Genomic DNA, 26,020 nt, shown 5'->3' on the forward strand with positions numbered 1-26,020 from the left:
TGTCTCAGTGGTCAGTCGATGATCTCGAGTGTGACGGGTCCGCCCACGAGGAGCGACAGTTGTTCTTCGGTGGCGTCGTAGGTGCCGATGTGGAGCGTGTCGTCGGAGTACTCGATCCCGGAGGCGTCGTAGTAGAACCCGAGGTTCCCCCAGGGCGTGTAGTAGATGAGGTCGCCGTCCTCCGGGTCGGAGCCCGGTGATCCCTGCCAGGCGAGTTCGCGGGGCAGGGACGCGATCTTCTCCCGGCTGTTCAGGTCCTCGAACGACAGCTCGGCCGGGAGGAGCGACAGGAGATCGCGCACCGCCGGGCTGTCCTCGCCGATCGTGACGTCGATCGTGGTGCGGTCGGACGAGAACCGGATGCGCGTCCCCACGATCTCCGCCGGAACGGATGCCGAGGCCGAGGGCGTGTCCGGGCGGGTCGCCGCGGGCTGCGGAGTGGGTTCGGCGGCGCAGCCGCCCAGCAGGGCCACGCCGAGCAGCCCGAAGCCGACAGCTGCCCTGCGGCGCGGCATCCGTCCGCGGGGGTCGCCGATCACGAGGCGCTCCCGACCTGCGGGGAGCGGACCGCCGATGCGGTGCGTCCGCGGGCGAGGATTAGGAAGGAGGCGCCCGCGAGGAGGACGGAGACCGTTGTGACGATGCCGAGCGGCAGGATGCTGAGGGCACCGGCGACCCCGACCAGCGGAGCCGCGATCCCCCCGAACCCGAACCTCACCATCCCGAGGAGGGATGAGGCCGTGCCCGCCATCCGCGGATAGTCGGCGAGGGCGAGGGTCGTCGCCGGGGGAGACGAGATCGCGACCCCGCCCGCCAGGAGGAACAGCGACACGATGACGACCCACAGGGGAAGGGCGGTGAGGCCGGCGACGAGGAGTCCGATCGCGCCGACACCTGACGTCAGGACGCCGGCGGTCAGGGTGCCGGGAATGCTCCACCGCTCGGCGGAGCGCCCGGCGAGGTGTCCCAGGGTCATGAAGCCCGCCGAGTTCAGCCCGAAAGCGAGCGCGTAGCCGAGCGGGGACAGCCCGTAGACGTCCTGCAGGACGAAGGTCGATCCGGCGAGGTAGGCGAACAGGGCGGCGTAGAGGAACCCCTGGTTCAGGACGGCCCCGACGAATGCCCGGTCTCGCAGGAGCGTCCGGAAGTCGGCGACGGTGTGCGCGAAGCCGCCGGCGGTCCGCTCCTCGGGTGCCAGCGTCTCGGGGAACATCCGCAGCGTGACGACCAGGATGGCCGCCCCGATCGCGGCGAGGAAGACGAACAGGCCGCGCCAGTCCGTGACCGCGTCGAGGAGTCCGCCGAGGAGGGGCCCGATGATCGCGGCGAGGCCGCCGACGACCGTCAGGCGCCCGTAGAACCGGATCAACGCGCCGCCAGTGTACACATCGCGGCCCGCGGCCTGCGAGATGACGATGCCGACCCCGCCGGCCAGCCCCTGCACGAACCGGGCCGCGATCAGCAGTTCGACCGTTGGGCTCAGCGCGCATACCGCCGACATCAGGATGTACGCGGCGATGCCGACGAGCAGGATGCCGCGGCGTCCGACCCGGTCCGACAGGGGGCCCGCGATCAGCTGGCCGGCGGCGAGCCCGATCAGGCAGGCGGTGACGGTGAGCTGAGCCACGGAGGTGACGGCGTCGAGCTCCGCCGTCAGCGCGGGGAGGGCCGGGAGGTAGAGGTCCATCGAGATCGGGCCGAACACGGTCAGCAGCAGGAGCAGGGTCGGCAGCGCCCTCCGGGAGCCGGTGCGTTGCGTGAGAGCGGATGCGGTCATGTCCTTCAGCGTCGTCGCGCTCGGGCGCGGGCGGGAGTCCCTGCCGGAAGGTGTACCGAGAGGGCATCCCTGATCCGGCTCGGCCGATCTAGCCTGTGGGCATGGACAATCGAGCTGAGGTCCGTGAGTTCCTCATGACGCGTCGGGCACGCGTGACGCCGGATGCGGCGGGGATCCCCGCGGGACCGGGCCGAAGGGTCGAGGGGCTCCGGCGCAGCGAGGTCGCTGCCCTCGCCGGCGTGAGCGTGGAGTACTACGCCAAGCTCGAACGAGGAGCGATCGCGGGCGCGTCCGGTGCGGTGCTGGAGTCCCTGTCCCGCGCCTTGCACCTCTCCGACGCCGAGCACGCGCACCTTCTCGACCTCGCACGCAACGCCGACGGGATTCCCGCCTCGGGGCGCCATCGTCGCCGCGCCTCGAAGTCGGGGCCGATCCGTCCGAGCCTCGAGTGGGCGCTGTCGTCGATCACGGATGCGGTGGCCGTCGTGCGCGACCAGCGTCAGGACCTGATCGCGTTCAACGATCTAGGCCGAGCCTTCTACTCGCCTCTCATCGGTGACGGCGGACGCGTCCCGAACTTCGCACGCTTCCAGTTCCTCGATCCCGTCGCGCGGGACTTCTATCCGGACTGGGATCTGTTCGCGGACATGTGCGTCGCCGTCATCCGCGCGGAGGCCGGCCGCGACCCGCACGACAAGGGCATCCAGGATCTCGTCGGCGAACTGTCGACCCGCAGCGACGAGTTCCGGAAGCTGTGGGCCGCCCACAACGTCCGGGCCCACGGTTCCGGGAAGAAGCGCTTCCGGCATCCCTCGGTCGGCGAACTCACCCTCGTGTACGAGGAGCTCGCCGTCACCGCCGAGCCCGGTCGTGTCCTGTTGATCTACAGCGCCGAGCCCGGCTCACCCTCGGCGGAGCGGTTGGGGCTGCTCGGGTCGTTGGCGGTGGACGATCGCGCCCGCGTCAGCCCGCCGGCGGGCTGACGCGGGCATCAGATCAGCTCCGGTACACCTGCACGACCGCCGGTCGAGGCGCGTTGGGGATGTCGCCCCGTCGCGTCGAGCCGTAGTCGGGGAACAGCGAGGTGGGAGCTGCGACGGTGCCGTTCTCGCCGGGATGCTGCACCGCGACGAACACCAGCTGTTCCCGCGCGTGGATCACGGGGCCGCACGTCTCGGCCTCGCGCGGGACGGCGAGGAACTGCTGCACGTGCCCGCGCTCCCGCCCGGTGAGGGGGACGCGGAACAGGCCGTCGTTGAAGCCGATCGTGCTGGGGGCGCCGTCGGTCGAGATCCAGAGGTTGCCGTCCTCGTCGAACGCGAGGTTGTCGGGGCAGGAGATCGGCGACACCTTGTCCTTCGGGTACCCCGCGAAGTAGGTGCTCGGGTCGGAGGGGTTGCCGCACTGCAGCAGAATGCTCCACCCGAACGAGGTGCCCGTCTGGCCGCGGCGCTCGGTGATCTCGAGCACGTGGCCGAACCGGTTGCCCGTGCGGGGGTTCGCCTCATCCACCATCGAGGTCTTGCCCCGGTCGGAGTTGTTCGTCAGGGCGACGTAGATCTTGCCGGTGCGGAGGCTCGGCTGCACGTCCTCGGGGCGGTCCATCTTCGTCGCGCCCATCTTGTCGGCCGCGAGGCGCGTGTAGACGAGGACCTCATCGGTCGTCATGCCGGGCACGACGCTCTTGCCGTGACGCGTGAGCGCGATCCACTCGCCGCTGCCGTCGAACGCGCCGTCGGCGGGGAGCGTGCCCGAGCCGTCGATCTGGCTCGCGGGGGAGTCGCCCCGGAAGCGCGCGACGTACAGGTCGCCTTCCGAGAGGAGCGTCATGTTCTTCTTGCGCGACGAGCTGATGCGGTGCTTCGACACGAACTTGTAGAGGTAGTCGTTGCGCTCGTCGTCGCCCATGTAGGCGACGACGCGGCGGTCGTCCGCGACGATGACGTTCGCGCCCTCGTGCTTGAAGCGCCCCATCGCGGTGTGCTTCTTCGGCGTCGAGGTGGGGTCGTCCGGATCGATCTCCACGATGTAACCGAACCGGTTGGGCTCGTTGACGTAGCCGGGGTCGAACGAGTTGAACCGCGGGTCGTAGGCCTCCCAGCCGGTCGACGTCGTCCGCGAGGCGGTCGCCTGGTAGCGCTTCTGCCCCGCGGTGTCGGCGGCCCACGCGAAGTAGCCGTTGAAGTTCTCCTCGCCCGAGAGGATCGTGCCCCACGGCGTCGTGCCGCCGGAGCAGTTGCCGAGCGTGCCCTTCACCCACCGGCCCTCGGGGTCGGCGGCGGTCTTCACCAGGTCGGAGCCGGCGGCGGGGCCGGTCAGTTCGAACACGGTCTCGACCGTGATGCGCCGGTTGCGGCGGCCGTCGACGACGTAGCGCCACGGCTTGCCGCGGCGACGGCGCGTGATTTCGACCACGGACATGCCCTGGGCGGCCTTGTAGACCTCGCCGCGACGGCGGAGCTCGGCGGCATCCGTCGTCGGGGCGAACATGATGTTCGGGTTCACGTACTCGTGGTTGTTGACGAGCACGCCCGTGCGTCCGCCGCGGTCGGCGAGGATGTCGAGGTAGTCGCTGTTGTAGCCGAACTGCCGCGCCTGCGCGGCGGGGCTCTGCGCCTCGAGCGAGAACGCGGGCGCGTCGGAGAAGAGCGGGTCGCCCCACCGGATGATCGGCGACCACGTGTAGCCCTTCGGCACCGTGAGCGCGTCGACGGATGCCGGGACGGGAGCGATCGGCTGGAACGGAAGGCTGTGCGCACCGCCCCATCCCCACGTGGACTCGACCGGTCCGCCGGTGAGCGCGGACGCCGGCGCCGGGTTCATGATGCCGAACGCGTCGGTCGCGACGACGACCGCTCCAGCGGCAGCGGCGCCGATCAGGGTACGGCGCGAGAGGGCGAGCTCGGCGATGCTCCGGAACGTCGGGTTGTCCGACCCGTTGCACTCGGGGCCGAGGCACGCGTTCGCGCACTTGAACTGGCAGGTCACGGCCGAGCGCTTGCCGACGGCGTGCGCGGCGAGTGGGAGGGTCTTGCGGGCGGTGGGGGGGTCCAGAATCGTCACGGGGGATCCTTTCGTGCAGGTCCGTTCCAGGATCCGACGGCGTTCCTGCAACGGAGTGAATCGCCGGTGAACAGCGGGTGACGGTCGCCCCGCGGATGCCACGATGAGCTCATGCGCCCCTCGTTCCGGACTGCCCCGAAGCTTCGCGCGGGCGACCGGGTCGCGGTGCTCTCGCCCTCGTTCGCCGCTCCCGGGTTCGCGCCCGCCGTGCACGAGCAGGCGCTCCGCCGCATCCGCGACGACCTCGGCCTCGAGCCGGTCGAATACCCCACGACGCGGATGCTGGGCGCCGACCCGCGCGCCCGCGCAGCGGATGTCGAGGCGGCGTTCGCGGCATCCGATGTTCGTGCGATTCTCGCGAGCGTCGGCGGCGACGACCAGATCACCGTCGTGCCGCACGTCGACCTCGCCGCGGCGATCGCCGACCCGAAGCCGTACCTCGGGTACAGCGACAACACGCACCTCCTGAACGCGCTGTGGCAGGCGGGCGTGCCGGGGTTCTACGGCGGGTCGACCCAGGTGCACCTCGGTGCCGGGCCGGGGATCGACACCATCCACCTGCAGTCGCTCCGCGCGGCGCTGTTCGACGGCGGGGAGCTCGAGCTGACCGAGCCCGGCGAGTCGGAGGACATCGGGATCGACTGGCTCGACCCTCGCGCGCTCACCTCTTACGGCGACCGGCAGAAGACCGAGCCGTGGACGTGGTCGGGCCCGGAACGGGTCGTCGAGGGGCGGACGTGGGGCGGGTGCCTCGACGTGCTCGACGAGATCGGCCTCGCGGGACGGATGCCGGAGCTCGATGCGTTGCAGGGCGGCATCCTCCTGCTGGAAACGAGCGAGGAGTTGCCCTCGCGCCGCCTCGTCGCACGCTGGCTGCGCGCACTCGGCGAGCGTGGCGTGCTCGGGGCTGTCGCCGGCGTGCTGGTTGCGCGGCCGCCGGTGAGCACGTTCGGTGACGAACCGGATGCCGAGACCCGCCGCGCGCGCCGCGACGCGCAGCGCGACGTGGTGACCGCGCTGGTCGCTCGCTACAACCCGGAGGCCGTCGTCTGCATCGGCGTGCCGTTCGGTCACACGCGACCTCAGTGGATCGTGCCCTACGGCGGTCTCATGCGGCTCGATGGCGCGGGGCGCCGCGTCTTCGGCTCCTACGACTGAGGCGGCGCGGCGACGAGGGAGTACGCGCTGCCGGAGCGCGTGCGCTCGACGATCTCGTGGTCGACGAGGTGACGGCGGAGCGCCGGGATGTCGTCGGTGAGAGCGGCCAACCGGTCGTTCAGCTCCGGCTCGTCGATGATCTCGCCCGGAGCGAGCACCCGCTGCGCGAGGGTCTCGAGCAGGTCGCGCCTCTCGTCCGGATGCGACGGGTAGCGGACGAGTCGGCCCTCGCTCGACAGGAATCGGTCCGCACCGGTGGGCCGCGGAGCGGGCGGAACCGCGGCGAGCACCCGCGCGAACGCCGTGCCGTCGGCGCGGAGATCCGCCGTGACGAGCCCGGCGCGGTGCAGCGTCTCGACGACGTGGCGTCGCCGCGAGGGCGACAGTCCGTCGAGGGCGTCGTCCGCACTCGCGCCGAGCGTCAGCCGGGCGAACGCCTCGCGCACCCGGTCGTTCGCGAGCGCCGCGACGAGAGGTCGCCAGGTGTCTCCGCTTCGGTCCGTCACCATGCTCAGCACGCTACCGCGCGGCGGGCAGACGCAGCATCGCGACCGGCGTCGCGCCCGGAACGCCGTCGATCGGGCTGAGCTCCTCGAACCCGAGCCGCCGGTAGAGGCGACGGTTGTCGGGCGTGGAGGACTCCAGGTACGCGGTCTGGCGGGTGGTGTCGAGGGTGTCGAGCTGTGCGGCGAGGAGCGCTTTGCCGACCCCCTTGCCGCGGGCGGCGGCACTGACCCCGATCTCGGCGAGATACCAGTGCGGTGCGCGGGGGCGGTGGCGGGCGAGACGCGACAGCAGGGCGAGGGCCCGCGGCATCCCGAGCCAGCCGAGCGCCCGCGCGAAGCGGGGGAGCTCCCCGGTCTGCCGACCGAAGGCGCCGCGCTCGGCGTGAGGACCTTCCCACGCGGCGACGCCGAGGAGAGTGCCGTCGGCATCGCGGGCGAGGTCCACCGTCCCGGTGGCGTACGGACCGCTCGCGAGGAGGCCGTGGAACAGGTCGGTGAGCCGCTCATGACGCCGACGCGACCCGGGAACGATCGCCGACATGACGGGGTCCTGCGCGAACGCTTCGGCGAGGACCACGGATGCCGGGGCGAGGTCGGTGGCGCGGGCGGGGGTCACGGTGATCATGATGTCTCCTCGATTGGTCCAAGTGGATAAAACTAGTATGGAGACACCACCGCGCCGCATGCTCGGAGACCACTGTGAACGACCCGTCCCCTCGCCGGACCTACCTCGACGTCGACGACCGACGCCGTCAGCTGCTCGACGCCGCCGTCGCCGTGATGGTCGACGACGGGGTGTCCGCGCTGTCGCTGCGGACCGTCGCGCAGCGCGCGGGGGTCGCCCACCGCGTCGTGAGCTACGCGTTCGGCTCGAAGGCCGAGCTCGTGACCGCTCTCCTGCAGCGCGAATCGGAGCTGCTGACCCGCCGCCTGTGGGCCGAGCCGCTCGCGCCTCTGCCCCTCGCGGAGGCTGTCTCCGCCGCGCTCCGCACCTTCATCGCCGAGCTCCAGCGCGACCGCGTGAGGCACGAACGCCTCGCCGAACTCACCGCCATGGCGCGCGCCTCGGCTGCGCTCGCCGTCGCTGCACGCGCTGAAGTCGAGTCGGTCCAGTCCGAGATCGGGCGGCTCGTCGAGGCGTGGCGAGAGGTCCGCGGCGCCGAGACGACCGTGCCCACTGCGACCCTCGTCGCCGTCGTTCACGCCGCCGCAGAAGGGCTCGCGGCGTGGTGGCTCGCGACCGACGACGACGCGCACGTCGAGGACGTCATCGACGTGCTGACGTCCGGCCTCGCCGGTCTCGAGCGCCCGTAGCGAACGCACAGCAGACGCATGAACACGCCGCCCTACGCTGGCGGGACACCGAGGAGGACAAGACGATGAGCCCGACACCCCCGGCATCCGATCTGCAGGATCGCCCCTGGCTGGCTGCCTACGCGCCCGGCGTCCCGACCGACATTGATCCGGTCGACGAGACGCTCGTGGATCTGCTCGATCACGCGGTCGAACGCTATGGGTCGAAGGTCGCGACGGAGTTCTTCCGCTCCGAGACGACCTACGCCGAACTCGGCGAGCAGGTGTCGCGCGCAGCGAACGCGCTCCGCAAGCTCGGCGTGCGTAAGGGCGACCGCGTCGCTCTCGTGCTGCCCAACTGCCCGCAGCACATCGTCGCCTTCTACGCGGCGCTTCGCATCGGCGCGATCGTCGTCGAACACAACCCCACCTACACTGCGCGCGAGCTGCGACACCAGTTCGAGGTGCACGAGGCGGTCGTCGCGATCGTCTGGGACAAGGTCGCCGACATCGTCGCCGAGTTCCCGAGCGACGTCGCCCCCGCCGCGATCGTCGCCGTCGACATGACCGACGCGCTCCCGTGGGTCATGCGCACGGCGCTGCGCGCACCGGTGCCCGCCCTCCGCGAGCGGCGCGAGGCGATGACCTCCAAGCCCACCGCGCGCGGGGTCATCCGGTGGTCGCAGTTCACGAAGACGCGCCGCCTTTCCCGCAAGTGGGCGCGTCCCGAGCTCGACGACACGGCGCTCCTGCAGCTGACGAGCGGCACGACGGGGATGCCGAAGGCCGCCGTGCTGTCGCATCGGAACCTCCGGTCGAACGCCGAGCAGGGGCGTGCGTGGGTGCCGGGACTGCACGAGGGCGAAGAGACCTTCTACGCCGTTCTGCCGATGTTCCACGCCTACGGGCTGACCCTCTGCCTCACGTTCGCCGTGTCGATCGGCGCGCGGATCGTGCTGTTCCCCAAGTTCGATGTCGACCTCGTCGTCGGCGCGCTGAAGAAGTCGCCGCCGACCTTCCTTCCGGGCGTCCCGCCGATCTACGACGCGCTGTCCCGCGCGAGCACTCGCAAGGACGTCGACCTTTCGACCATCCGCTTCGCGATCTCGGGCGCGATGAGCCTGCCCGTCCCGACCGTGACGCGGTGGGAGGAGGCGACCGGCGGGCTGCTCGTCGAGGGCTACGGCATGACGGAGACGTCGCCCGTGGCGCTCGGCAACCCGATCGGCCCGACGCGCCGCCCGGGCACCGTCGGCGTGCCGTTCCCGAGCACGTGGATCCGCGTGGTCGACCCCGACGACCCGACCGTCGACCGCCCCGCCGGTGAGGCGGGTGAGCTGCTGATTCGCGGACCGCAGGTGTTCCAGGGGTACTGGCGTCGCCCCGAGGAGACGGCGGAGGTCTTGCTCGACGGCGGCTGGCTCCGGACCGGCGACATCGTCACGGTCTCGGACGACGGGTTCGTGACGGTCGTGGACCGCGTCAAGGAGCTGATCATCACGGGCGGGTTCAACGTGAGCCCGAGCGAGGTCGAGCAGGTGCTGACGCTGCACCCCGATGTCGAGGCCGCGGCCGTCGTGGGCGTCGCCCGCCCGTCCGGCGGCGAGGACGTGGTGGCAGCCGTGGTGATGAAGGAGGGGGCGGCGTTCGAGGCATCCGCTCTCAAGGACTTCGCCAAGTCGCACCTCGCCCCCTACAAGGTGCCGCGCAAGGTCGTGCAGCTCGATGATCTGCCGCGCTCGCAGATCGGCAAGGTGCTTCGCCGCCAGGTGCGGGAGCAGCTGACCGCGCGCTGATCTGTCAAGGGTCGTCGCTGTCGGCGGTCTCGGATGGCAGGGTGGATGCCGCACCCCACCACGTCGAAGGAGACTCATGTCGCAGCGCACTCTCGGACCGTTCACCGTCTCGGCCATCGGACTCGGCGCCATGCCGGTGTCGATGAACGGAAACGGCATCCCGTCGCACGACGACGCGGTGGCGACCGTCCGGGCGGCCCTCGATGCCGGCGTGACGTTCGTCGACACCGCTGACATCTACGCGCCCAGCTGGGACCAGATGGGACACAACGAGCGGATCGTTGGAGACGCGCTCGCCGGGTGGGATGGCGACCGGTCGTCCATCGTCGTCGCCACGAAGGGCGGCATCACCCGCACCGAGGAGAAGGACTTCGGACGCAACGGGTCGTTGGAGTACCTCCGGAGCGCCGTTCAGAAGTCGCTGAAGAACCTGCAGGTCGACGTGATCGATCTGTACCAGTACCACCGTCCCGACCGGTGGATGGTCTACGGCGAGGTCATGCAGAATCTCAAGACGCTGCAGGACGAGGGACTCGTGCGGACGCTCGGCATCTCAAACGCGAGCGTCGAGGAGATCCAGATCGCCCAGGAAGTGCTCGGCGAGGGGAACCTGACGAGCGTCCAGAACGAGTTCTCGCCGCGGCATCCCGGCAGCTACGGCGAACTGACCTACTGCGTCGAGCACGGGATCGCGTTCCTGCCGTGGAGCCCGCTCGGCGGCATCGGCGGCGCGGGCTCGATCGGCGAGCGGTTCGCAGCGTTCGCCGAGATCGGGGCCGACCACGGAGTCAGCCCGCAGCAGGTCGTCCTCGCGTGGGAGCTCTCGCTCGGTGAGACGGTCATCCCCATCCCAGGAGCGAGCCGCTCGGCATCCATCACAGACTCGGCCAAGGCCCGCGACCTGGTGCTCTCGACCGACGAGCTCGCCCGTTGCTCGGCCGCTGTCGGCATCGAGGTCTGAGGGGGCCCGGATTCGGAGATGTGACGCCGATTCGGATCGGGAAGCATTCCCCGGTCCGAATCCGGCGGTGCGGTCCGAATCCGAGTGGTACGTCAGCCGGCCTTGAGCAAGTGCTCTCGTTCGACGATCTCGAGCGAGAGCACCTTGTAGCCCTCGCTGTCGAAGAACACCCGCATGCGGTCGTCGTGGATCGAGACGACCGTGCCGGCACCCCATTCGCGGTGCGACACCTTGCTGTCGATCTCGAATCCGGCGGCCGAGACGGATGCCGGGTCCCGAACGGCGTCGGCCGCCCCCGCCGCGCAGGTGTCGCAGTTGCCGCACGACTTGTCGAGGTCCTGCCCGAAGTAGCCGAGCAGCACCTGTCGTCGGCAGCGCCGCGTCTCGGCGTACTCGCGCATCGTCTCGATCCGCGAGCGCTCGATCCGCTCACGCTCGTCGACCCGTTCGAGCGCCGCTTTCACGGCCGCCCGCTCGTCGAGGTTCCGCAGTAGCGACACCCCGGACTTCGACGCACGAGCCGACCCTGTGTCGATCAGCAGCGTGAGCAGTCCCGTGACGCGGCGCGGTGAAAGCCCGGACTCCGTCGCGAGAGTGGACTTCAGGCGCGCCCGCGTCGACATCGACCGCATGAGGCGGCGGAGCTCGGCGGCATCCGGGTTCTTCGTCGCGAAGTAGCGGCGCAGGGCGAGGTCCTCGGCGCGGTAGTGAAGCGTGCCGTGCGCCTCTTCGCCGTCACGGCCGGCGCGACCGAGCTCCTGGAAGTAGGCGTCGATCGACTCGGGCACGTCGGCGTGGATGACGAAGCGCACGTTCTCCTTGTCGATCCCCATGCCGAACGCGCTCGTCGCGACGACGACGTCGAGCTCGTCGCAGAGGAACTGCCGGTGCACCTCGGCGCGCTCCCTCGACGGGAGCCCGGCGTGGTACGCCCGCGCCCGCTTGCCGCGCTCGGTCAGGTCGTCGGCGTACTGCTCGGCCGAGCGTCGCGTCGACGTGTAGAGGAGCCCCGGGACGGGCAGTGAGGCGACCTCGTCGACGACGGCGGCGCGTTTCTCTCGGTCGTCGCCGTGGCGGCGCACGCCGAGGCGGATCGACGGACGGTCGACGTCGCCGATGTGGATCGACGGGTCGTCGAGTCCGAGCCGGGCTGCGATCTCCTCGCGAACGGGGGTGGATGCCGTCGCGGTCAGCGCGAGGATCGGTGGCCGCCCGAGCCGCTCGGCGACCTCGCCGAGACCCAGGTAATCGGGACGGAAGTCGTGCCCCCACGCGGCGATGCAGTGCGCCTCGTCGACAGCGAGGAGGGCGATGTCGAGGGCGGCGAGCTCGGCGACGACCTCGTCGTTGGCCAACTGCTCGGGAGCGAGGAGCACGTACGTCGCCTCGCCCTCGCGCAGGCGCCGCCAAGCATCATCGCGAGCCTTCTCGCCGCGGCTGGAGTTGAGCGCGACGGCCTTGGGTGCGTCGGGTGCGTGCTCGAGCCCGGCGAGCTGGTCCTCCTGCAGCGCGATGAGCGGAGACACCACCACGGTGACGCCCGGCCGCAGGGCTGCGGTCACCTGGTAGACGGCGGACTTGCCCGATCCGGTCGCCCAGACGACCATCACGTCGCGCCCGCCGGCAGCCGCCTCGATCGCGTCGAGCTGCGCCGGTCGCAGCTGCGTCAGTCCGAACCGCTCAGCGGCGATGCGCTCGACCTCGGCGCGATCGGGTGCGGACGATGCAGGGGTGGAGCGGTGTGGCATCCCTCCACGGTCGTCGATGCCGCGACCTCGGAGGACACCCTTGACACCGGATGCCGCAGCCCTCCACCTGGCAGGATCCCGCCGCACCGTGACAGCCGCTCGCCGGCGCCGCGTGCCAGGCTCGGAACGTGCAGATCCCGCCGCGCCAGCTCACCCTCGACCGTGCCGCGCTCGTCGTCATCGACGTGCAGCGCGGGTTCGACGACTCCGCCTACTGGGGCGAGCGCGACAACCCCGACTGCGAGGCGAACGTCGCCGCGCTCATCGAGCGTTGGCGTGAGCGCGGGTGGCCCGTGGTGTTCGTCCGGCATGACTCGACCTCGCCGGCGTCACCGTTGAGACCCGGCCAGGCGGGCAACGACCTCAAGCCCGAGGTCACCGGCATCCCGGATCTGCTCGTCACGAAGAGCGTGAACTCGTCGTTCCACGGGACTCCCGACCTCGATGCGTGGCTGCGCGCGAACGGGATCGAGCAGATCGTCGTCACCGGCATCTCGACGAACCACTGCTGCGAGACGACCGCCCGCGTCGGTGGCAACCTCGGGTACGACGTGTACTTCGCCCTCGACGCCACCCATTCGTTCGACCGCACGGCGCCCGACGGCAGGGTGATCCCCGCAGCGACGCTCGCGGCCATCACCGCGACGAACCTCGACGGCGAGTTCGCCACCGTCTGCTCGACCGCCGACCTGCTCCGCTGAACCGACCCTGTCGCCGCGACAGGGTCCACGGTTAGCGTGGAGGGATGCCGCAGAACCCTTTCGCCTCGCTCGAGGACTACATCACCCTGCCCCGCATCGACGCCGTCGCCCTCTCGCCCGACGGCACCCGCGCCGTCCTCACGGTCGCGACCCTGAACAAGGACAAGACCGGATACGACCGCGCGCTGTGGGAGGTCCCGGCGGCGGGCGGCGGCACGCCGCGACGGCTGACCCGCTCGGCGAAGGGTGAACAGGGAGCCGCGTTCACCGCGAACGGCGACCTGCTGTTCGTCAGCGGCCGTCCTGACGCGGAGGGCGACGGCGAGGACGAAGCGGCGCAGCTGTGGCTGCTGCCCGCCGCGGGCGGCGAGGCCCGAGCGATCACGCGCCTCGCCGGGGGAGTGTCGGGCATCGAGGCCGTCGCGGATGCGGCATCCGTCGCCGTGCTCTCCGCAGACCTGCTGCCGTCCGCGGACTCGTTCGAGGCCGACGCGAAGCTGCGTGCAGAACGGAAGAAGCGCAAGCTGTCCGCGATCCTGCACACGACCTACCCGGTCCGCTACTGGGACCACGACCTCGGCCCCGCCGAGCCGCACCTCCTCTCGCTCGAGCTCGGCGACCTCGCCGACACGATCGGGTCGCTGGCGGCCTCCGACACCGCCGAAGACGAACCGGATGCCACGACCCCCTACCCGGCATCCCTTCCGCGCCCGCGCGACCTGACGCCCGCACCTGGTCGCACCGCCGACACCGCCGGCACGGCGCTCACCCCCGACGGCCGCACGCTCATCGCCGCGATGCGCTTCCCCGAGGGGCGCGCCGAACGCTTCGCGATCGTGTCGATCGACGTCGCGTCGGGCGAGCACACGACGCTGTTCGAGGAGCGCTCGACCTACTTCGAGGGTCCGGCCATCAGCCACGACGGCTCGCTGATCGCCTACGTCCGCGCCACATTCTCAGACCCGACCGGTCCCGCCGACCAGGAGCTCTGGGTCGCGGGCATCGACGGCGCCGCGCCGCGCCGCCTCGCCGAGGGCTGGGACCGCTGGCCGACCGACGTTACCTTCGCGCACGACGACACCGCACTCATCGTCACGGCCGACCAGGACGGGCGCGGTCCCGTCTTCCGCGTCCCGCTCGACGGCGGCGCTCCCGTGCAGCTCACGACCGACGACCACGCCTACTCGAACGTGTCCGTCGACCGCGCGACGGGTGCGCTCGTGGCGCTCCGCTCATCGTGGATGGTGCCGCCGCACCCGGTCCGCATCGACCCCGACGGAACCGTGACCGCGCTCGCGACGCCGGCTCCGCTCCCGGCTCCGGCGGGCACGATGACCGAGGTCGAGACGACGGCCGAGGACGGTGCGCGGGTGCGCGGCTGGCTGCTCCTGCCGGAAGGGGCGGATGCGGCATCCCCCGCCCCACTGCTGCTCTGGATCCACGGCGGGCCCCTCAACAGCTGGAACGCGTGGAGCTGGCGCTGGAACCCGCAGCTCGCCCTCGCGCGCGGCTATGCGGTGCTGCTGCCCGACCCGGCGCTGTCGACCGGTTATGGTCTCGACTTCATCGCGCGCGGCTGGAACAGCTGGGGCGTGAAGCCCTACACCGACCTCATGTCGATCACCGACGAGGTCGTTGCGCGTGCGGACATCGACGAGACCAAGACCGCCGCGATGGGTGGCTCGTTCGGCGGGTACATGGCGAACTGGGTCGCCGGGCACACCGACCGCTTCCGCGCGATCGTGACCCACGCGAGCCTGTGGGCCCTCGATCAGTTCGCGGGGACGACCGACAGCTCGTCGTACTGGCAGGAGATCTTCACGCCCGAGGCGATGGTCGAGAACTCACCGCACCGCTACGTCGAGAACATCTCGACGCCGCTGCTCGTCATTCACGGCGACCGCGACTACCGCGTGCCCATCGGCGAGAGCCTCCGCCTCTGGTCGGAGCTCAACGAGCACTTCGGTGAGGACGACGGATCGACGGTGCACCGGTTCCTTTACTTCCCCGACGAGAACCACTGGGTGCTCAAGCCTCAGCACGCGGTGGTCTGGTACGAGACCGTGTTCGGCTTCCTCGGCGAGCACGTGCACGGGACGCCCGCACCGACCGTCGCCGGGCTGGGTTGACCCGGCCTCCGGGGACCCGATGTGCCGCCGGGATGCCGGTGGCACGACACATCGGGTCCCCGGAACCGCCGCAGGGCTGGTTCCGAGGACCCGATTCGCCGAGCGGGATGCCGGGTCGTGGCATGCCGCTATCTGCGTCGCGCCTCAGCGCACGGCGAGCTTCGGACGCGTGAGGCGCGGGACGAGCACGGGCGTCGCCGTCTTGTACGCTTCGTAGTCGGCCTCGCCGCCCCAGCGCTTGTCGGCCTTCTTCTCGAGCAGCGGCACACCGCTCACGCGGGTGAGGAGCAGCACGACGAAGATGGGCGAGAGGAGCCCGATCCACTGCCAGCCGTCGAAGACGGGCGCGGCCACGATCGCGACGCCGACCCACGCGAGGATTTCGCCGAAGTAGTTCGGGTGGCGCGACCGCGACCACAGGCCGCTCTGGATGAACCGGCCCCGGTTGGCGGGGTCGGCCTTGAACGCGGTCTTCTGCACGTCGGCGACAACCTCGATCGCCATGCCGATGAGCCACAGCGCGATGCCGATGCCGGCGAACACGTCGAACGCGGCGCGGTCGGCGGGAGCGGTGGCAATCGCGATCCACGCGGCGGCGGCCGTGATGCTCACCCAGAGTCCCTGCATGATCCAGACGCGGAGGAACGACAGCGGGTGGACCTTGATCTCGTCGAAGCGGTCGTCGCTGCCGGAGCGGTGGATGCGGACGAACAGGAACGAGCCGAGGCGAGCCGCCCAAGCGATCACCATGACCGCGAGTGCGACAGAACGCGCGTCGGGGGAGGGGGAGAGGAGCAACACACCCAGGGTGACGAGGATGAAGGTCGCGCTGCCGGTCGCGTCGAAGAAGCGCTCGGTGCGGGCGATCGCCGACGGGATGAAGACGATGACCTGCACGAGGAACGCCGCGGCGACGGCGAGGGCGAAGACGGGCACGCCGCCGGCGGTCGCGCCGCCCTGGCTGCCCGCGAGCGCGACGAGCGCGCCGATGACGAGGCCCACGATCACGGTGATCAGGGCGGAACGGTTCTGCGAAGACATGGGGGCCTTTCGGGAGGGTGTCAGCTGTAAAGCGCGGCGACGACGTCGGAACCGCGCTCGAGGAGGATGCGGCGCTTGATCTTCAGCGTCGGCGTGATGATGGTGGTGTCCGCGAGGTCCGCGGCGATGAGGGTGAAGCGCCGCACCTGTTCGCTGCGCGAGACGAGCGCGTTGGCCGCGTCGATGCGCCGCTGGATCCGCGCGCGGAGGTCCTCGTCGGGGATCTCGTGCAGCCGCCCGTCCGCGGGGGTGGCGCCCTGTCGGGCGGCGACCTCTTCCGGGTCGACGACGATGAGCGCGGTCAGGAACGAGCGCCCCTCGCCGACCATGACCGCGTGCGAGACGAGCGGGTCGGCCTCGACGGCGAATTCCCACGGTGCGGGGACGATTGTCTTGCCGGTCGAGGTGACGATGACGTCCTTCACCCGGCCCACGATAATGAGACGTCCCTCGGCATCGAAGCGGCCGAGGTCGCCGGTGCGGAAGAAGCCGTCGACGAACGCGTCCGCGTCGTGCGCGCTGTCGCGGTAGCCGCGGAAGACACCGATGCCCTTCGCAAGGATCTCGCCGTCGTCGCCGATCCGCACGGTCGATCCGGGGAGCGGCCGCCCGACGGTGCCGGCGCGGATGTCGCCCGGCAGGTTGCCGGTCAGGGGAGCCGTGGTCTCGGTGAGGCCGTACCCCTCGATCACGGGCACGCCGATCCCGCGGAAGAACAGCGACACCTCGGGGTCGAGCCGCGCCCCTCCCGACAGGATGTAGTCGACGCGGCCACCCATGACCGCGCGGAGGCGACGGTAGAACAGCGCCTCGAACAGGCGGTGCCGAACGGATGCCGGTGCCCGCCCGTCCGCGCTCTGCTCGGACGCACGCCCGCCGGCGACGGCGGTCGCGACCGCGGCCCGCCACACGCGGGTGAGGTGAGCCGCCTCGGCCTTCTGCGCCGCGGCGGCCTGGATCCGCTCGAGGACGCGCGGGACGACGACGAGGAACGTGGGTCGCAGGACCGACAGGGTCTCGACGACGGTGCTCGGGTCGCTGAGGTGCGCGATGCGCATGCCGTTCGCGAGGCAGATGAGCTGCAGTCCGCGCGCGAGGACGTGCGCGAGCGGCAGGAAGATGATCGTGTTGCCGCCCTCGTGGACGACTTCGCCGTAGGCCGCGGCGATGTTCAGCACCTGCCCGAGGAAGTTCCGGTGCGTGAGCACGGCGCCCTTGGGCTCGCCCGTCGTCCCCGACGTGTAGACGATGGTCGCGGCCGCGTCGAGGTCGGCGGCGGTGCGGTGCCGCTCGAGGTCGGCATCCGTCACCTCGTCGGCGCGTGAGCGCAGCTCGTCGAGGGTCGGGATGCCGCCGGTCACCCGCTCGCGCGGGTCCATCGCATAGGCGCCGAGGCCCCCGGTGCCGGTCTCGGCGAAGGCATCGATCAACCGGCTGGTCTGGGCCTCGGTCCCGCCGACGCCGAGAACGACCCCGGCGTCGCGGACGATGCCGGCGACCTGGACCGGAGAGGACGTCTCGTAGACCGGGACGACGACGGCGCCGGCGAACCAGGCGGCGAGGTCGGTGACGGCCCACTCGAAGCGCGTCGAGGCCATGATCGCAAGAGCGTCGCCGGGACGGATGCCGGCGGCGATGAAGCCCTTCGCCAGCCGCTGGACCTCGTGGAGGAACGATGCGGTCGAGATCTGCTGCCACGATCCGTCGCCGGTGGCGACGTCGAAGGCGGCGTGGTCGGGGGCCTTCTCGGCGCGCCGGACGAGCAGGTCGGTGACGTTCCGATGCCCGTCCGCGGGCGCGAGAAGGGGGGTGTGTATCTGCGGCACACAGAATATTCGGAGCCGAACCCGAATCGGATTCCGCTATGTTCCGCGCGGGTGCGCGATGGGATCAGCGCAGCCGCAGCACCGCGTCCCACAGGGCATCGGCGACGGCGCGCTTGGTCCCGGAGGCCTGCCCAGCGACGTCATCCGTCGCATCGACGAAGAGCACGGCGTTCTCGCTCGCCTCGAAGCCTTCCTGCCACCCGACGCGGTTCACGACCAGGAGGTCGACGCCCTTCCGTGAGCGCTTCCGGATGCCGCGCTCCCGCAACTCCCCATCGTCGGCCGCGGTCTCGGCCGCGAATCCGACGATCGTCTGGCCGGGGCGCCGCTCCTCGACGAGGCCGATGAGGATGTCGGGGTTCTCGACGAGGTCGAGGGCGAAGGTCCCGTCCTCCTTGCGGATCTTGACGTCCGAGACCTCGGGAACCGAGAAGTCGGCGACGGCCGCGGCCATGACGACGACGTCGGATTCGTCGCTGACAGCGCGCATCGCGGCATCCATCTCGACCGCCGTCAGTGCACGTTCGACGGCGATCCGCGGGTGGTGCAGCGCCTCGTGAAGCACGCCGTCGTCGACATGCGCGGCGACGAGGTGCACGTATGCGCCGCGGTCGGCCGCGGCGAGGGCGACGGCGACCCCCTGCTTTCCGCTGGACCGGTTGCCGAGGAAGCGGACGGGATCGATCGGTTCCCGCGTGCCGCCGGTCGACACGGCGACGCGGAGCCCGGCGAGATCGGATGCCGGGGCGTCGACCGCGGCGAGGGCGGCGGCGACGATCTCGTCCGGCTCGACCATGCGGCCCGGGCCGCTGTCGCCGCCGGTGAGCGGTCCGTCGGCAGGACCGACGATGTGGATGCCGCGTGCCCGGAGCGTCGCGATGTTGGCCTGCGTCGCCGCGTGGTCCCACATGGCGGTGTGCATCGCGGGTGCGACGACGACGGGGGCGGTCGTGGCGAGCAGGGTCACGCCGAGGAGGTTGTCGGAGATGCCGGCGGCCATCTTGGCGAGGGTGTTCGCGGTCGCCGGCGCGACGATGACGAGGTCGGCCTTCGTGCCGAGGGCGACGTGGCGCACCTCGGCGACGTCGTCGTGCACGCTCGTCGTGACAGGATGGCGGCTGATCGCCTCCCAGGTGGCGGTCCCGACGAACTTCAGGGCGTCGTCGGTGGGAACAACGTGCACCTCGTGCCCGTTGGTCACCAGCGCACGCACAACCTGCACCGTCTTGTATGCGGCGATACCGCCGGAGACGCCCACGACGACGAACATGGTCCGATCCTCCCACGGGGTGCGGACACGAGAGGCCCCACCGATGTGCACCGTGATCGTCCACGTGCCCGAGGACTCGACCGCCGCGATCCGTGTGCTCGCCGTCCGCGACGAGGATCCGGCGCGGGCGTGGGACCCGCTCGGTGCGTGGTGGCCGGAGCTGCCCGGTGTCGTAGGCGTCCGCGACACGCGTGCGGGCGGTGCGTGGCTCGCGGCCGACCCCGCCGAAGCCCGTCTCGCCGTCGTGCTCAACCGGGCGGACCTCATCGACGACTCGCTGGCGACGGGCTCCCGCGGTCACATCGTGCTCGAGGCCGCGGCGGGACGCGACCTGCCGATCGCGCCGCCGACGCACGGCTTCAACCTGCTGACCGTGACCCCCGGCCGCGCCCGCGTCGCGATGTGGGACGGCGACGCGGTGCGCGCGGTCGACCTCGCCCCCGGCGTGCACATGATCGCGCACGACGATGTCGACGACCCGAAGACCGCGCGCATCGCCACGTGGCACGACGCGTTCGCGGCGCCGTCCGGCGAGGACTGGGTCGCCGAGTGGGTCGCGGCGCTCGAGCGGACGACCGCGCTGCCGCCGACCGACGATCGCGCGATCATCCGCGACAATCGCCCGCACGGCTACCCGACGCTGTCGCTGCTTGTGTGCGCGGCGTCCGTCTCGGCGGCCGGAGCCGATGTCATCTACGGCGAGCTTGACGAGCCCGGAGCGTGGAACAGCCTGCAGCTGCGCTGACAGAGTCGGATGCCGGGTGTAGCTTCGCGAGCATGGCGGCAGCGGCATCCGATCCTGAACCGGTCTTCTTCGCGTCGGCGGAGGAGTTCGGCGAGTGGCTCGAGGCGAACCACGCCACGGCGACCGAGGTGTGGACGCTGTTCTACCGCAAGGGCGACCCGCGTCTGGGGCTGACCTGGGCGGCAGCCGTGCCCGAAGCGCTGCGATTCGGGTGGATCGACTCCATCGCCCGCGGCATCGGCGATGGTGCGCGCGTCCAGCGGTGGACGCCGCGGAAGTCCCGGTCGATCTGGAGCGCCGTCAACATCGCGCACATCGAGCGGCTGCAGGCCGAGGGGCGGATGCATCCCGCGGGGCTCGCCGCCTTCGAGCGGCGGACGCCTGAGCGCAGCGGCGTGTACTCGCACGAGCAGCGCAACGAGCTGACGGAGGAGCAGGCGGCATCCCTCGCAGCGAACCCGGCCGCCCGGGCATTCTGGGAGGAGGTGACTCCGTCGTACCGGCGGGCCGTGGCGAACTGGCTGCAGAGTGCGAAGCGCGAGCAGACCCGCATCGACCGGCTCGCGACGCTCGTCGAGGACTGCGCGGCGGGCCGGCTCGTGCCGTTCCAGCGGTACGGCGAACCGCCGGCGTGGCTGGCACGCGCCGCCGCGGCCGCCTCAGCTGCGCGCGAGTGACGCGATTGCGGCGTCCTCCATCACGAGCGCCGCGTTGAGCCCGGCGCCCGCCATGGAGCCCTGACCCATCGAGAGCGGGACGTTGCCGAACGGGGTCGCGACGTTGCCGGCCGCGAAGACGCGCGGATGACTCGTCGCGCCGCGCATGTCGAGGCGAAGACCCTCGCCGGGCTCGGGTGAGATCGCGAGGTCGAGGTTCGCGGCGTACTCGAGGTGCAGGCGGGGCGTCGGCGCGGTGAAGAGCGCGTCGATCGGGTGGGCGGTGCCGTCCGCCGTCAGAACTGCGGTCACGACGTCGTCCTCCGCGCGGAGCTCGGTGACGATGCTGTCGACGAGGCGGATGCCGCGGCCCGCCAGTCGTGCGGTGACCGTGTCGTCGACGTCGCCGAGTCCCGCGGTGAACGCCGTGACGTCGTCGCTCCACTGCCGGACGAGTTCGATCTGGTGCAGGCTCGCGGGCGACGTGGCGAGCACTCCGAGGCGGCGTCCGGCGACCTCGTAGCCGTGGCAGTACGGGCAGTGGATCACGCCACGGCCCCACTGCTCGCGCAGGCCGGGGACGTCGGGGAGGTCGTCGACGACGCCGGTGGTGAGGACCGCGCCGCGCGCGGAGAGTGTGCCGCCGTCGTAGGCGACCGAGAGACGGCCGCCGGCGTCGTCGATCGAGGTCACGGTCGTACGGAGGAACTCGACGCCGTACGCCTCCGCCTCGGCCCGGCCGATGCGGAGGAGCTCGGCGGGGGAGCGCCCATCGTGACCCAGCACACCGTGCATGTGTGCTGCGAATCGGTTTCGGGGTGCGGCGGCGTCGACGACGAGTACGCGGCGACGCGCGCGCCCGAGCATCTGCGCGGCGCTGAGTCCAGCGGTGCCGCCGCCCACGATGACGGCGTCGTAAAAGGTGTCTGTCATGCCTCCACGCTCCATCGGTTCGGGCATTTTTGGCAATGTGGTTTGCAGAAGTGGCAAACTCGATGGCATGGCGACGGATCTGACCCGGGTGGGGCCGCGGTTGCGCGCGGCGCGGCAGCAGCGCGGCTGGACGCTGGCAGACCTCGCGGGGAAGGCGGGGATGTCGATCAGCACACTCTCTCGGCTCGAGGCGGGGCGACGACAGGCATCCCTCGAACTGCTTCTGCCGCTGGTCTCGGTCCTCGACCTGCGGCTCGACGACCTCGTGCGCGGGGAGCCCGTTGACCCGCGGGTGCGCCGCGCAACCGAACGAAGGCACGGCATGGTCGTCGCGCCGCTGACCCTCGAGCATTCGCCGATGCAGACGTACAAGATCCGCTACGCCGCGGCATCTGTCGCTCCGCAGCCGAAGGTGCACGACGGCGTGGAGTGGTTCTACGTGCTGAGCGGCACGATCCGCCTGCTGCTCGACGGCGAGGAGCATCGGATCGGGGCGGGGGAGGCGGCGGAGTTCGACACGGGGCTGCCGCACAGCATCAGCGCCACCGACGACGGCCCCGCGGAGGTGGTGAGCATCTTCAGCGCATCGGGTGAGCGGATCCACGTGCACGGGGCGTGACAGTGTCGGCGGCCGGTCGTACGGTGTCGACATGAGAACCGACGAACTGTTTCTCGAAGCGGATGCCGCATTGCGCTCCGTCATCGATCGCATCGATCCGGCCGACCTGTCGAAGCAGGCGCCGCAGGAGTGGACGTCCACTCCTGACCCCACGTTCCGCGACATCGTGTTCGCGCACGCATACGACGAGGCCTGGGTCCCCGGCGTCCTCGCCGGGAAGTCGATCGCCGACGGCGACGAGTACCGGAACGCCGACTTGCTCGGCGACGACCCGATCGCGTCTTACGACCGGCTGAATGACACAGCGACGGCTGCGGTGCGAGAGGACAACGCGGCGACGACCTTCCGCTTCCAGTACGGCGACTACTCCGCCGAGGAGGGGTTCGCGCACCTGGCGACGTACCGTGCGTTCCAGGCGTGGCTGATCGCGAAACATCTCGGCATCCCGTTCCACATGTCGCCTGAGCTCATCGCGGGACTCAACGAGAACGTCGTCCCGCACGCCGATGAGTGGCGCCAATTCGGGGTGTTCCCGCCCGCGATCGAGCCGCTGGCGGATGCCGATGACGAGACTCGCCTGCTCTGCACCCTCGGGTTCTGGATCCCCTGACGCTCACCGCTCGTGCACGGCGAGCACGTTGCCGGCGGGATCACGGAACCACGCGATCGTCGGCCCGTGGCCGCGCATGATTCCCTTCGAGTCAGTGGGCATGTCGTCGTAGATCGCGGTCTCGACGCCCTTGGCGTTGAGGTCGTTGACGGCGGCGTCGACGTCGTCGACCGGGAAGTTGAGGATGGTGAAGCTCGCGGGTTCGTGGTGCGGCTTGCCGTAGACGAGCACCGTGCCGCCTGACGCGAGGTTCAGGTGGAGGAAGCCGCTGTCGAGCGTCGACACGTCGAGACCGAGGGTGTCAGCGTAGAACGCTCGAGCCGCATCGAGGTCGTTGACCGCGAAACCGCTGTACGCGCCGTCGTTCTGGAACATGGCCGTCTCCTTCGTCCGGGGTGTGTGCGACCAGAGTCGCGCTCTCGGCGGCGGTTGTCCAGGGTCAGGCTCGGGGTCGCGCGGTCGTGGCGGGCTGCGATCCTGCACAGGGATCTGCGTTCGCGCGGAGACCTGCGCTCGAGCGGAGTCGGCGCGCTCCGAACGTCCTCGGGAGTGCGGATCCCCGCTCGGCGGCAGATGGCCCGGGTCAGGCATCCGGTGCGGAGTCGTTCGGTGAGGAGAAGACGGGGACGGATGCCGGTCGCTCCGACGCGACAGCGACGAGGGCCAGGATGCCCAGGCCCACAGTTCGGGTGAGGAAGCCGAGCATCCCGAGCGCCGAGGCGAGGCCGACCAGCTGGGCGGCGCTGGCCTGATCGGTCATGAGAGCCTGTCCGAGGGCGACGGACGCCACGGAAACGCCCAGTGCCACGGCGGGCGCCCATCTCCATCTGCGCGGCACGACATCCGCCCGCCCGATCTGCACGACGGCCACAAGGCTCAGAGCGAGCGGGACGAACGTCGTCACCTCCCACGGGATGAGAGGTGTGGGGTCGGTCGGATCCTGGAAGAGACCGACGATCCATAGCGCCAGGGGAGAGACCGCGACCAGTGCGAGGGTGATGAGGCCCAGCGGGCGACGGGCGACGACGCTGTCGCGCACCGACGAACCGATTGCGAAGATGAGGACGGCGGCCGCCCACAGGACGTCGACCAGCAGTGCCAACGTGTCGGTCAACGATGAGCCCAGCGTCGCGCTGAGAAGGATGCCGGCCACGCCGGAACCGATCAGTCCGACGCCGCCGACGGTCCAGGTGAGTCTGCGTCCTCGCATGACTGCACGCTACCGAGTCGGGCTGGTGGTGCCATCACACCCCGGAGGGAGGTGAAAAGGTGAGCCATTCCTCGTCGACCCGGTATCCCAGGTGCTGGTTGGAACGGAGGATGACGCGGTTCTTCTCGGCGCCGCCGGTTCGGAAGACGTCGACGCCCTCGCGAACGAGACTCAGTATGGAAGCCGCCTTCACCGCCGTGCCGAGGCCCAACCCGCGCACGTCCGCAGCCGCGACCGTGAACTCGGTCTCGGCGGTCCGGTCGTCAACATCGACATAGGTGACCGCGAGAACCCGGCAACCCCCGGCGACGACGCCGAAGCCACGCCTGGTGCGCGACATTCGAGCGGACGACTGCGTCAGCGGACGGTGCTGAGTGGCGACACCGCCGGGATAGTGGGCCAGTGTCGCCGCGTCGAGCAGGAGAACCGAATCGAGATCCGCGTCTCCGAGCTCACGGACGTCGCCGTGGCGCCGGCCTCGCTGAACTGCGCCGGAGAGCGCATCGACATCGACACCCGACGCCGTCAGCTGCGCGGCCCACGATCGTGAAACGACGACCCACCCTGCGGCCTCGAGCTCAGCGCATCGCGCATCGTCGGACTCCACGACGATCTGCCCCGGCTGCATCCACCCAGTGTGGCCGAAAGCGCTGGTCGCCTCACTTCCCTCGCGCCCCGCGCACTCGTTGGCGGCGGCACCGCGCCAGGAGCGATGTCGGAAACCCCTCCTAGTCTGGGAGTATGTCCAGCCCATCCCCGTATATCGACGAGGTCCCCGAGGGGATCCCGACGACCCTGGACTGGGTTGTGATGAGCGCGGACATGGCGACCATTCACGCCGCGCAGCGGTACCGGTGCATCGTCGAACTGTGGGATGACGCGATCAAAGCCGCGAACCGGGATGACGGTGCGTCGGTCCTCGTGGAACGGTCCGTGCGCCTGGAAGTGGCGTCGGCGCTCCGGATCACCGAGCACGCCGCGGGACGGCTGATGGGGGTCGGGCGGGCGCTCGTGTACCGGTACCCGCGGGTGTGGGAGGCGATGAGCCACGCGGACATCACCGACACGCAAGCGACGATCATCGTCGACGGACTCGACGAGCTTGAGATCGTCCGCGACGAACTGGTCGGCGAGGTGCTCGACCGGGCGGAGCACATGCCGACCGGACCGTTTCGACGCGCGTTGAAACGCATCGTGGATCGGGAACGGGAGGCGAGTCTCGCTGAACGTCACGCGGATGCCGTGACGCTCCGGCACGTGCGGGTCGAACCCGGTGTGGACGGGATGGCGTGGTTGACCGCGCACCTGCCCGCGGTGGAAGCGCACGCGATCCACGGCAGGCTCACCGCGATCGCGAAGACCCTCGACGGCGAACGCACGCTCGATCAGAAGCGTGCCGACGTGTTCGGTGACCTGCTCATCGACGGGGAGGCATCCTCGCTTCCCGACTCCGCGCGCGGGATCCGTCCGACCGTCGCCGTCACCGTCCCCGCGCTCACCCTCCTCTCCGGTGACGGCCTGGCCGCGCAGGTGGACGGTGTCGGCCCGATTCCTCTAGACCGTGCCCGCGAGTTGTGCGGGGCGGCATCCGGGTGGATGCGGGTGCTTACCCACCCCGACACCGGTGTGGTCCTCTCCGTCGGACGCGAGCAGTACCGACCACCCGCGGACCTCCGTCGCCTCGTCGCGTGGCGGGCGGCCCGGTGCATGGCACCCGGATGCGGGATCCCCGCCGACCGGTGCGACATTGACCACACCGTCGACTGGCACCACGGCGGACACACCGACGCCACGAAACTCGCACCGCTCTGCCGAGGGCATCACACCCTCAAACATCACACCGACTGGCAAGTCAGAGGCAGACCCGGCGGCGCGCTTGAATGGACCTCACCCACAGGCAGGGTTTACCTCGTGCAGCCGGAGCGGCGGATCCCGCAGTTCACCACCGACCCACCGCCGTTCTAGGTTTCGGTACGTT

Annotated in this window: 25 protein-coding genes; 12 read left to right on the forward strand and 13 right to left on the reverse strand. The window is 70.7% G+C overall.

Annotated elements, in window-relative coordinates:
• Nucleotides 1-11: 11 nt before the first annotated feature.
• Both MO1_RS01990 and MO1_RS01995 read right to left on the reverse strand, forming a co-directional pair.
• Nucleotides 12-539, reverse strand: a complete 528-nt coding sequence (locus MO1_RS01990) for a cyclophilin-like fold protein (RefSeq protein ID WP_036310321.1) — start codon at nucleotides 537-539, stop codon at nucleotides 12-14.
• A complete protein-coding gene (locus MO1_RS01995; RefSeq protein WP_060915072.1) occupies nucleotides 536-1,777 on the reverse strand; it encodes a multidrug effflux MFS transporter in 1,242 nt (413 codons plus the stop codon). The genes MO1_RS01990 and MO1_RS01995 overlap by 4 nt, the downstream gene beginning before the upstream one ends.
• Before the next feature lie 101 nt (nucleotides 1,778-1,878).
• Between MO1_RS01995 and MO1_RS02000 the strand changes: the two genes are divergently transcribed.
• Nucleotides 1,879-2,760 carry a helix-turn-helix transcriptional regulator gene (locus tag MO1_RS02000; protein WP_060915073.1) on the forward strand — a complete coding sequence of 294 codons (882 nt, stop codon included), beginning with the start codon at nucleotides 1,879-1,881 and terminating at the stop codon, nucleotides 2,758-2,760.
• Nucleotides 2,761-2,773: 13 nt separating this feature from the next.
• On the opposite strand, the gene MO1_RS02005 is transcribed toward MO1_RS02000, so the two are convergent.
• Entirely contained in the window at nucleotides 2,774-4,840 is a 2,067-nt protein-coding gene (locus tag MO1_RS02005) for a PhoX family protein (protein WP_082724350.1), read from the reverse strand.
• 111 nt (nucleotides 4,841-4,951) lie between these two features.
• Here MO1_RS02005 and MO1_RS02010 point away from each other — a divergent pair, with 111 nt between their 5' ends.
• Complete coding sequence (locus tag MO1_RS02010) at nucleotides 4,952-5,998, forward strand: S66 family peptidase (protein WP_060915074.1); 1,047 nt, start codon at nucleotides 4,952-4,954, stop codon at nucleotides 5,996-5,998.
• On the opposite strand, the gene MO1_RS02015 is transcribed toward MO1_RS02010, so the two are convergent.
• Nucleotides 5,989-6,507, reverse strand: coding sequence for a DUF2087 domain-containing protein (locus tag MO1_RS02015; RefSeq protein ID WP_060915142.1), 519 nt, complete (start codon nucleotides 6,505-6,507; stop codon nucleotides 5,989-5,991). The genes MO1_RS02010 and MO1_RS02015 overlap by 10 nt on opposite strands.
• Before the next feature lie 10 nt (nucleotides 6,508-6,517).
• Nucleotides 6,518-7,129, reverse strand: coding sequence for a GNAT family N-acetyltransferase (locus MO1_RS02020; protein ID WP_060915075.1), 612 nt, complete (start codon nucleotides 7,127-7,129; stop codon nucleotides 6,518-6,520).
• 74 nt (nucleotides 7,130-7,203) lie between these two features.
• On the opposite strand from MO1_RS02020, the gene MO1_RS02025 reads away from it, so the two are divergent.
• The 3 genes from MO1_RS02025 (at nucleotide 7,204) to MO1_RS02035 (ending at nucleotide 10,554) form a co-directional block, all read left to right on the forward strand.
• A complete protein-coding gene (locus MO1_RS02025) occupies nucleotides 7,204-7,818 on the forward strand; it encodes a TetR/AcrR family transcriptional regulator (protein ID WP_060915076.1) in 615 nt (204 codons plus the stop codon).
• Between the two features lie 65 nt (nucleotides 7,819-7,883).
• The gene (locus MO1_RS02030) at nucleotides 7,884-9,593 is read left to right on the forward strand and encodes a long-chain-fatty-acid--CoA ligase (RefSeq protein WP_060915077.1); all 1,710 of its coding nucleotides are present in this window, start codon (nucleotides 7,884-7,886) and stop codon (nucleotides 9,591-9,593) included.
• Nucleotides 9,594-9,669: 76 nt separating this feature from the next.
• Nucleotides 9,670-10,554 carry an aldo/keto reductase gene (locus MO1_RS02035; protein WP_060915078.1) on the forward strand — a complete coding sequence of 295 codons (885 nt, stop codon included), beginning with the start codon at nucleotides 9,670-9,672 and terminating at the stop codon, nucleotides 10,552-10,554.
• Between the two features lie 92 nt (nucleotides 10,555-10,646).
• Here the strand turns inward: MO1_RS02035 and MO1_RS02040 are convergent, their stop codons facing one another.
• Nucleotides 10,647-12,302 (reverse strand): RecQ family ATP-dependent DNA helicase, encoded by a 1,656-nt coding sequence (locus MO1_RS02040; RefSeq protein WP_060915079.1) that lies wholly within the window; start codon nucleotides 12,300-12,302, stop codon nucleotides 10,647-10,649.
• A gap of 128 nt (nucleotides 12,303-12,430) precedes the next feature.
• Here MO1_RS02040 and MO1_RS02045 point away from each other — a divergent pair, with 128 nt between their 5' ends.
• Nucleotides 12,431-13,003 (forward strand): cysteine hydrolase family protein, encoded by a 573-nt coding sequence (locus tag MO1_RS02045; RefSeq protein WP_060915080.1) that lies wholly within the window; start codon nucleotides 12,431-12,433, stop codon nucleotides 13,001-13,003.
• 44 nt (nucleotides 13,004-13,047) lie between these two features.
• Nucleotides 13,048-15,132 carry a S9 family peptidase gene (locus MO1_RS02050; RefSeq protein ID WP_060915081.1) on the forward strand — a complete coding sequence of 695 codons (2,085 nt, stop codon included), beginning with the start codon at nucleotides 13,048-13,050 and terminating at the stop codon, nucleotides 15,130-15,132.
• A gap of 144 nt (nucleotides 15,133-15,276) precedes the next feature.
• Here MO1_RS02050 and MO1_RS02055 read toward each other — a convergent pair whose 3' ends face one another.
• From MO1_RS02055 to coaBC, 3 genes are all read right to left on the reverse strand, one after another.
• Nucleotides 15,277-16,173: a DUF1295 domain-containing protein gene (locus MO1_RS02055; protein WP_060915082.1), complete on the reverse strand. Its 897-nt coding sequence runs from the start codon at nucleotides 16,171-16,173 to the stop codon at nucleotides 15,277-15,279.
• 20 nt (nucleotides 16,174-16,193) lie between these two features.
• The gene (locus MO1_RS02060) at nucleotides 16,194-17,999 is read right to left on the reverse strand and encodes an AMP-dependent synthetase/ligase (protein WP_060915083.1); all 1,806 of its coding nucleotides are present in this window, start codon (nucleotides 17,997-17,999) and stop codon (nucleotides 16,194-16,196) included.
• Between the two features lie 64 nt (nucleotides 18,000-18,063).
• The gene (coaBC, locus tag MO1_RS02065) at nucleotides 18,064-19,269 is read right to left on the reverse strand and encodes a bifunctional phosphopantothenoylcysteine decarboxylase/phosphopantothenate--cysteine ligase CoaBC (RefSeq protein WP_036310299.1); all 1,206 of its coding nucleotides are present in this window, start codon (nucleotides 19,267-19,269) and stop codon (nucleotides 18,064-18,066) included.
• A 43-nt stretch (nucleotides 19,270-19,312) separates the two neighbouring features.
• Between coaBC and MO1_RS02070 the strand changes: the two genes are divergently transcribed.
• Nucleotides 19,313-20,014, forward strand: a complete 702-nt coding sequence (locus tag MO1_RS02070; protein ID WP_174520533.1) for an NRDE family protein — start codon at nucleotides 19,313-19,315, stop codon at nucleotides 20,012-20,014.
• On the forward strand, nucleotides 19,990-20,691 hold the full coding sequence (locus tag MO1_RS02075; protein ID WP_255209202.1) for a YdeI/OmpD-associated family protein: 702 nt from the start codon (nucleotides 19,990-19,992) through the stop codon (nucleotides 20,689-20,691). The genes MO1_RS02070 and MO1_RS02075 overlap by 25 nt, the downstream gene beginning before the upstream one ends.
• Here MO1_RS02075 and MO1_RS02080 read toward each other — a convergent pair.
• Nucleotides 20,674-21,603, reverse strand: a complete 930-nt coding sequence (locus tag MO1_RS02080) for an NAD(P)/FAD-dependent oxidoreductase (protein WP_060915085.1) — start codon at nucleotides 21,601-21,603, stop codon at nucleotides 20,674-20,676. The two genes, MO1_RS02075 and MO1_RS02080, sit on opposite strands and share 18 nt — an antisense overlap.
• Nucleotides 21,604-21,670: 67 nt before the next feature.
• Here MO1_RS02080 and MO1_RS02085 point away from each other — a divergent pair, with 67 nt between their 5' ends.
• Together MO1_RS02085 and MO1_RS02090 are read left to right on the forward strand one after the other, a co-directional pair.
• Nucleotides 21,671-22,222, forward strand: a complete 552-nt coding sequence (locus tag MO1_RS02085; RefSeq protein ID WP_036310293.1) for a helix-turn-helix domain-containing protein — start codon at nucleotides 21,671-21,673, stop codon at nucleotides 22,220-22,222.
• 31 nt (nucleotides 22,223-22,253) lie between these two features.
• Nucleotides 22,254-22,832 (forward strand): hypothetical protein, encoded by a 579-nt coding sequence (locus MO1_RS02090; protein WP_036310711.1) that lies wholly within the window; start codon nucleotides 22,254-22,256, stop codon nucleotides 22,830-22,832.
• 3 nt (nucleotides 22,833-22,835) lie between these two features.
• Here the strand turns inward: MO1_RS02090 and MO1_RS02095 are convergent, their stop codons facing one another.
• The 3 genes from MO1_RS02095 to MO1_RS02105 form a co-directional block, all read right to left on the reverse strand.
• On the reverse strand, nucleotides 22,836-23,207 hold the full coding sequence (locus tag MO1_RS02095) for a VOC family protein (protein ID WP_036310291.1): 372 nt from the start codon (nucleotides 23,205-23,207) through the stop codon (nucleotides 22,836-22,838).
• A 208-nt stretch (nucleotides 23,208-23,415) separates the two neighbouring features.
• Nucleotides 23,416-24,042 carry a hypothetical protein gene (locus tag MO1_RS02100; RefSeq protein ID WP_060915086.1) on the reverse strand — a complete coding sequence of 209 codons (627 nt, stop codon included), beginning with the start codon at nucleotides 24,040-24,042 and terminating at the stop codon, nucleotides 23,416-23,418.
• Nucleotides 24,043-24,076: 34 nt separating this feature from the next.
• Nucleotides 24,077-24,670 carry a hypothetical protein gene (locus MO1_RS02105; RefSeq protein WP_060915087.1) on the reverse strand — a complete coding sequence of 198 codons (594 nt, stop codon included), beginning with the start codon at nucleotides 24,668-24,670 and terminating at the stop codon, nucleotides 24,077-24,079.
• A gap of 113 nt (nucleotides 24,671-24,783) precedes the next feature.
• On the opposite strand from MO1_RS02105, the gene MO1_RS02110 reads away from it, so the two are divergent.
• Nucleotides 24,784-26,007: an HNH endonuclease signature motif containing protein gene (locus tag MO1_RS02110; protein ID WP_255209203.1), complete on the forward strand. Its 1,224-nt coding sequence runs from the start codon at nucleotides 24,784-24,786 to the stop codon at nucleotides 26,005-26,007.
• Nucleotides 26,008-26,020: the final 13 nt, after the last annotated feature.

It is taken from the genome of Microbacterium oleivorans NBRC 103075, assembly GCF_001552475.1.
Lineage (GTDB): Bacteria > Actinomycetota > Actinomycetes > Actinomycetales > Microbacteriaceae > Microbacterium > Microbacterium oleivorans.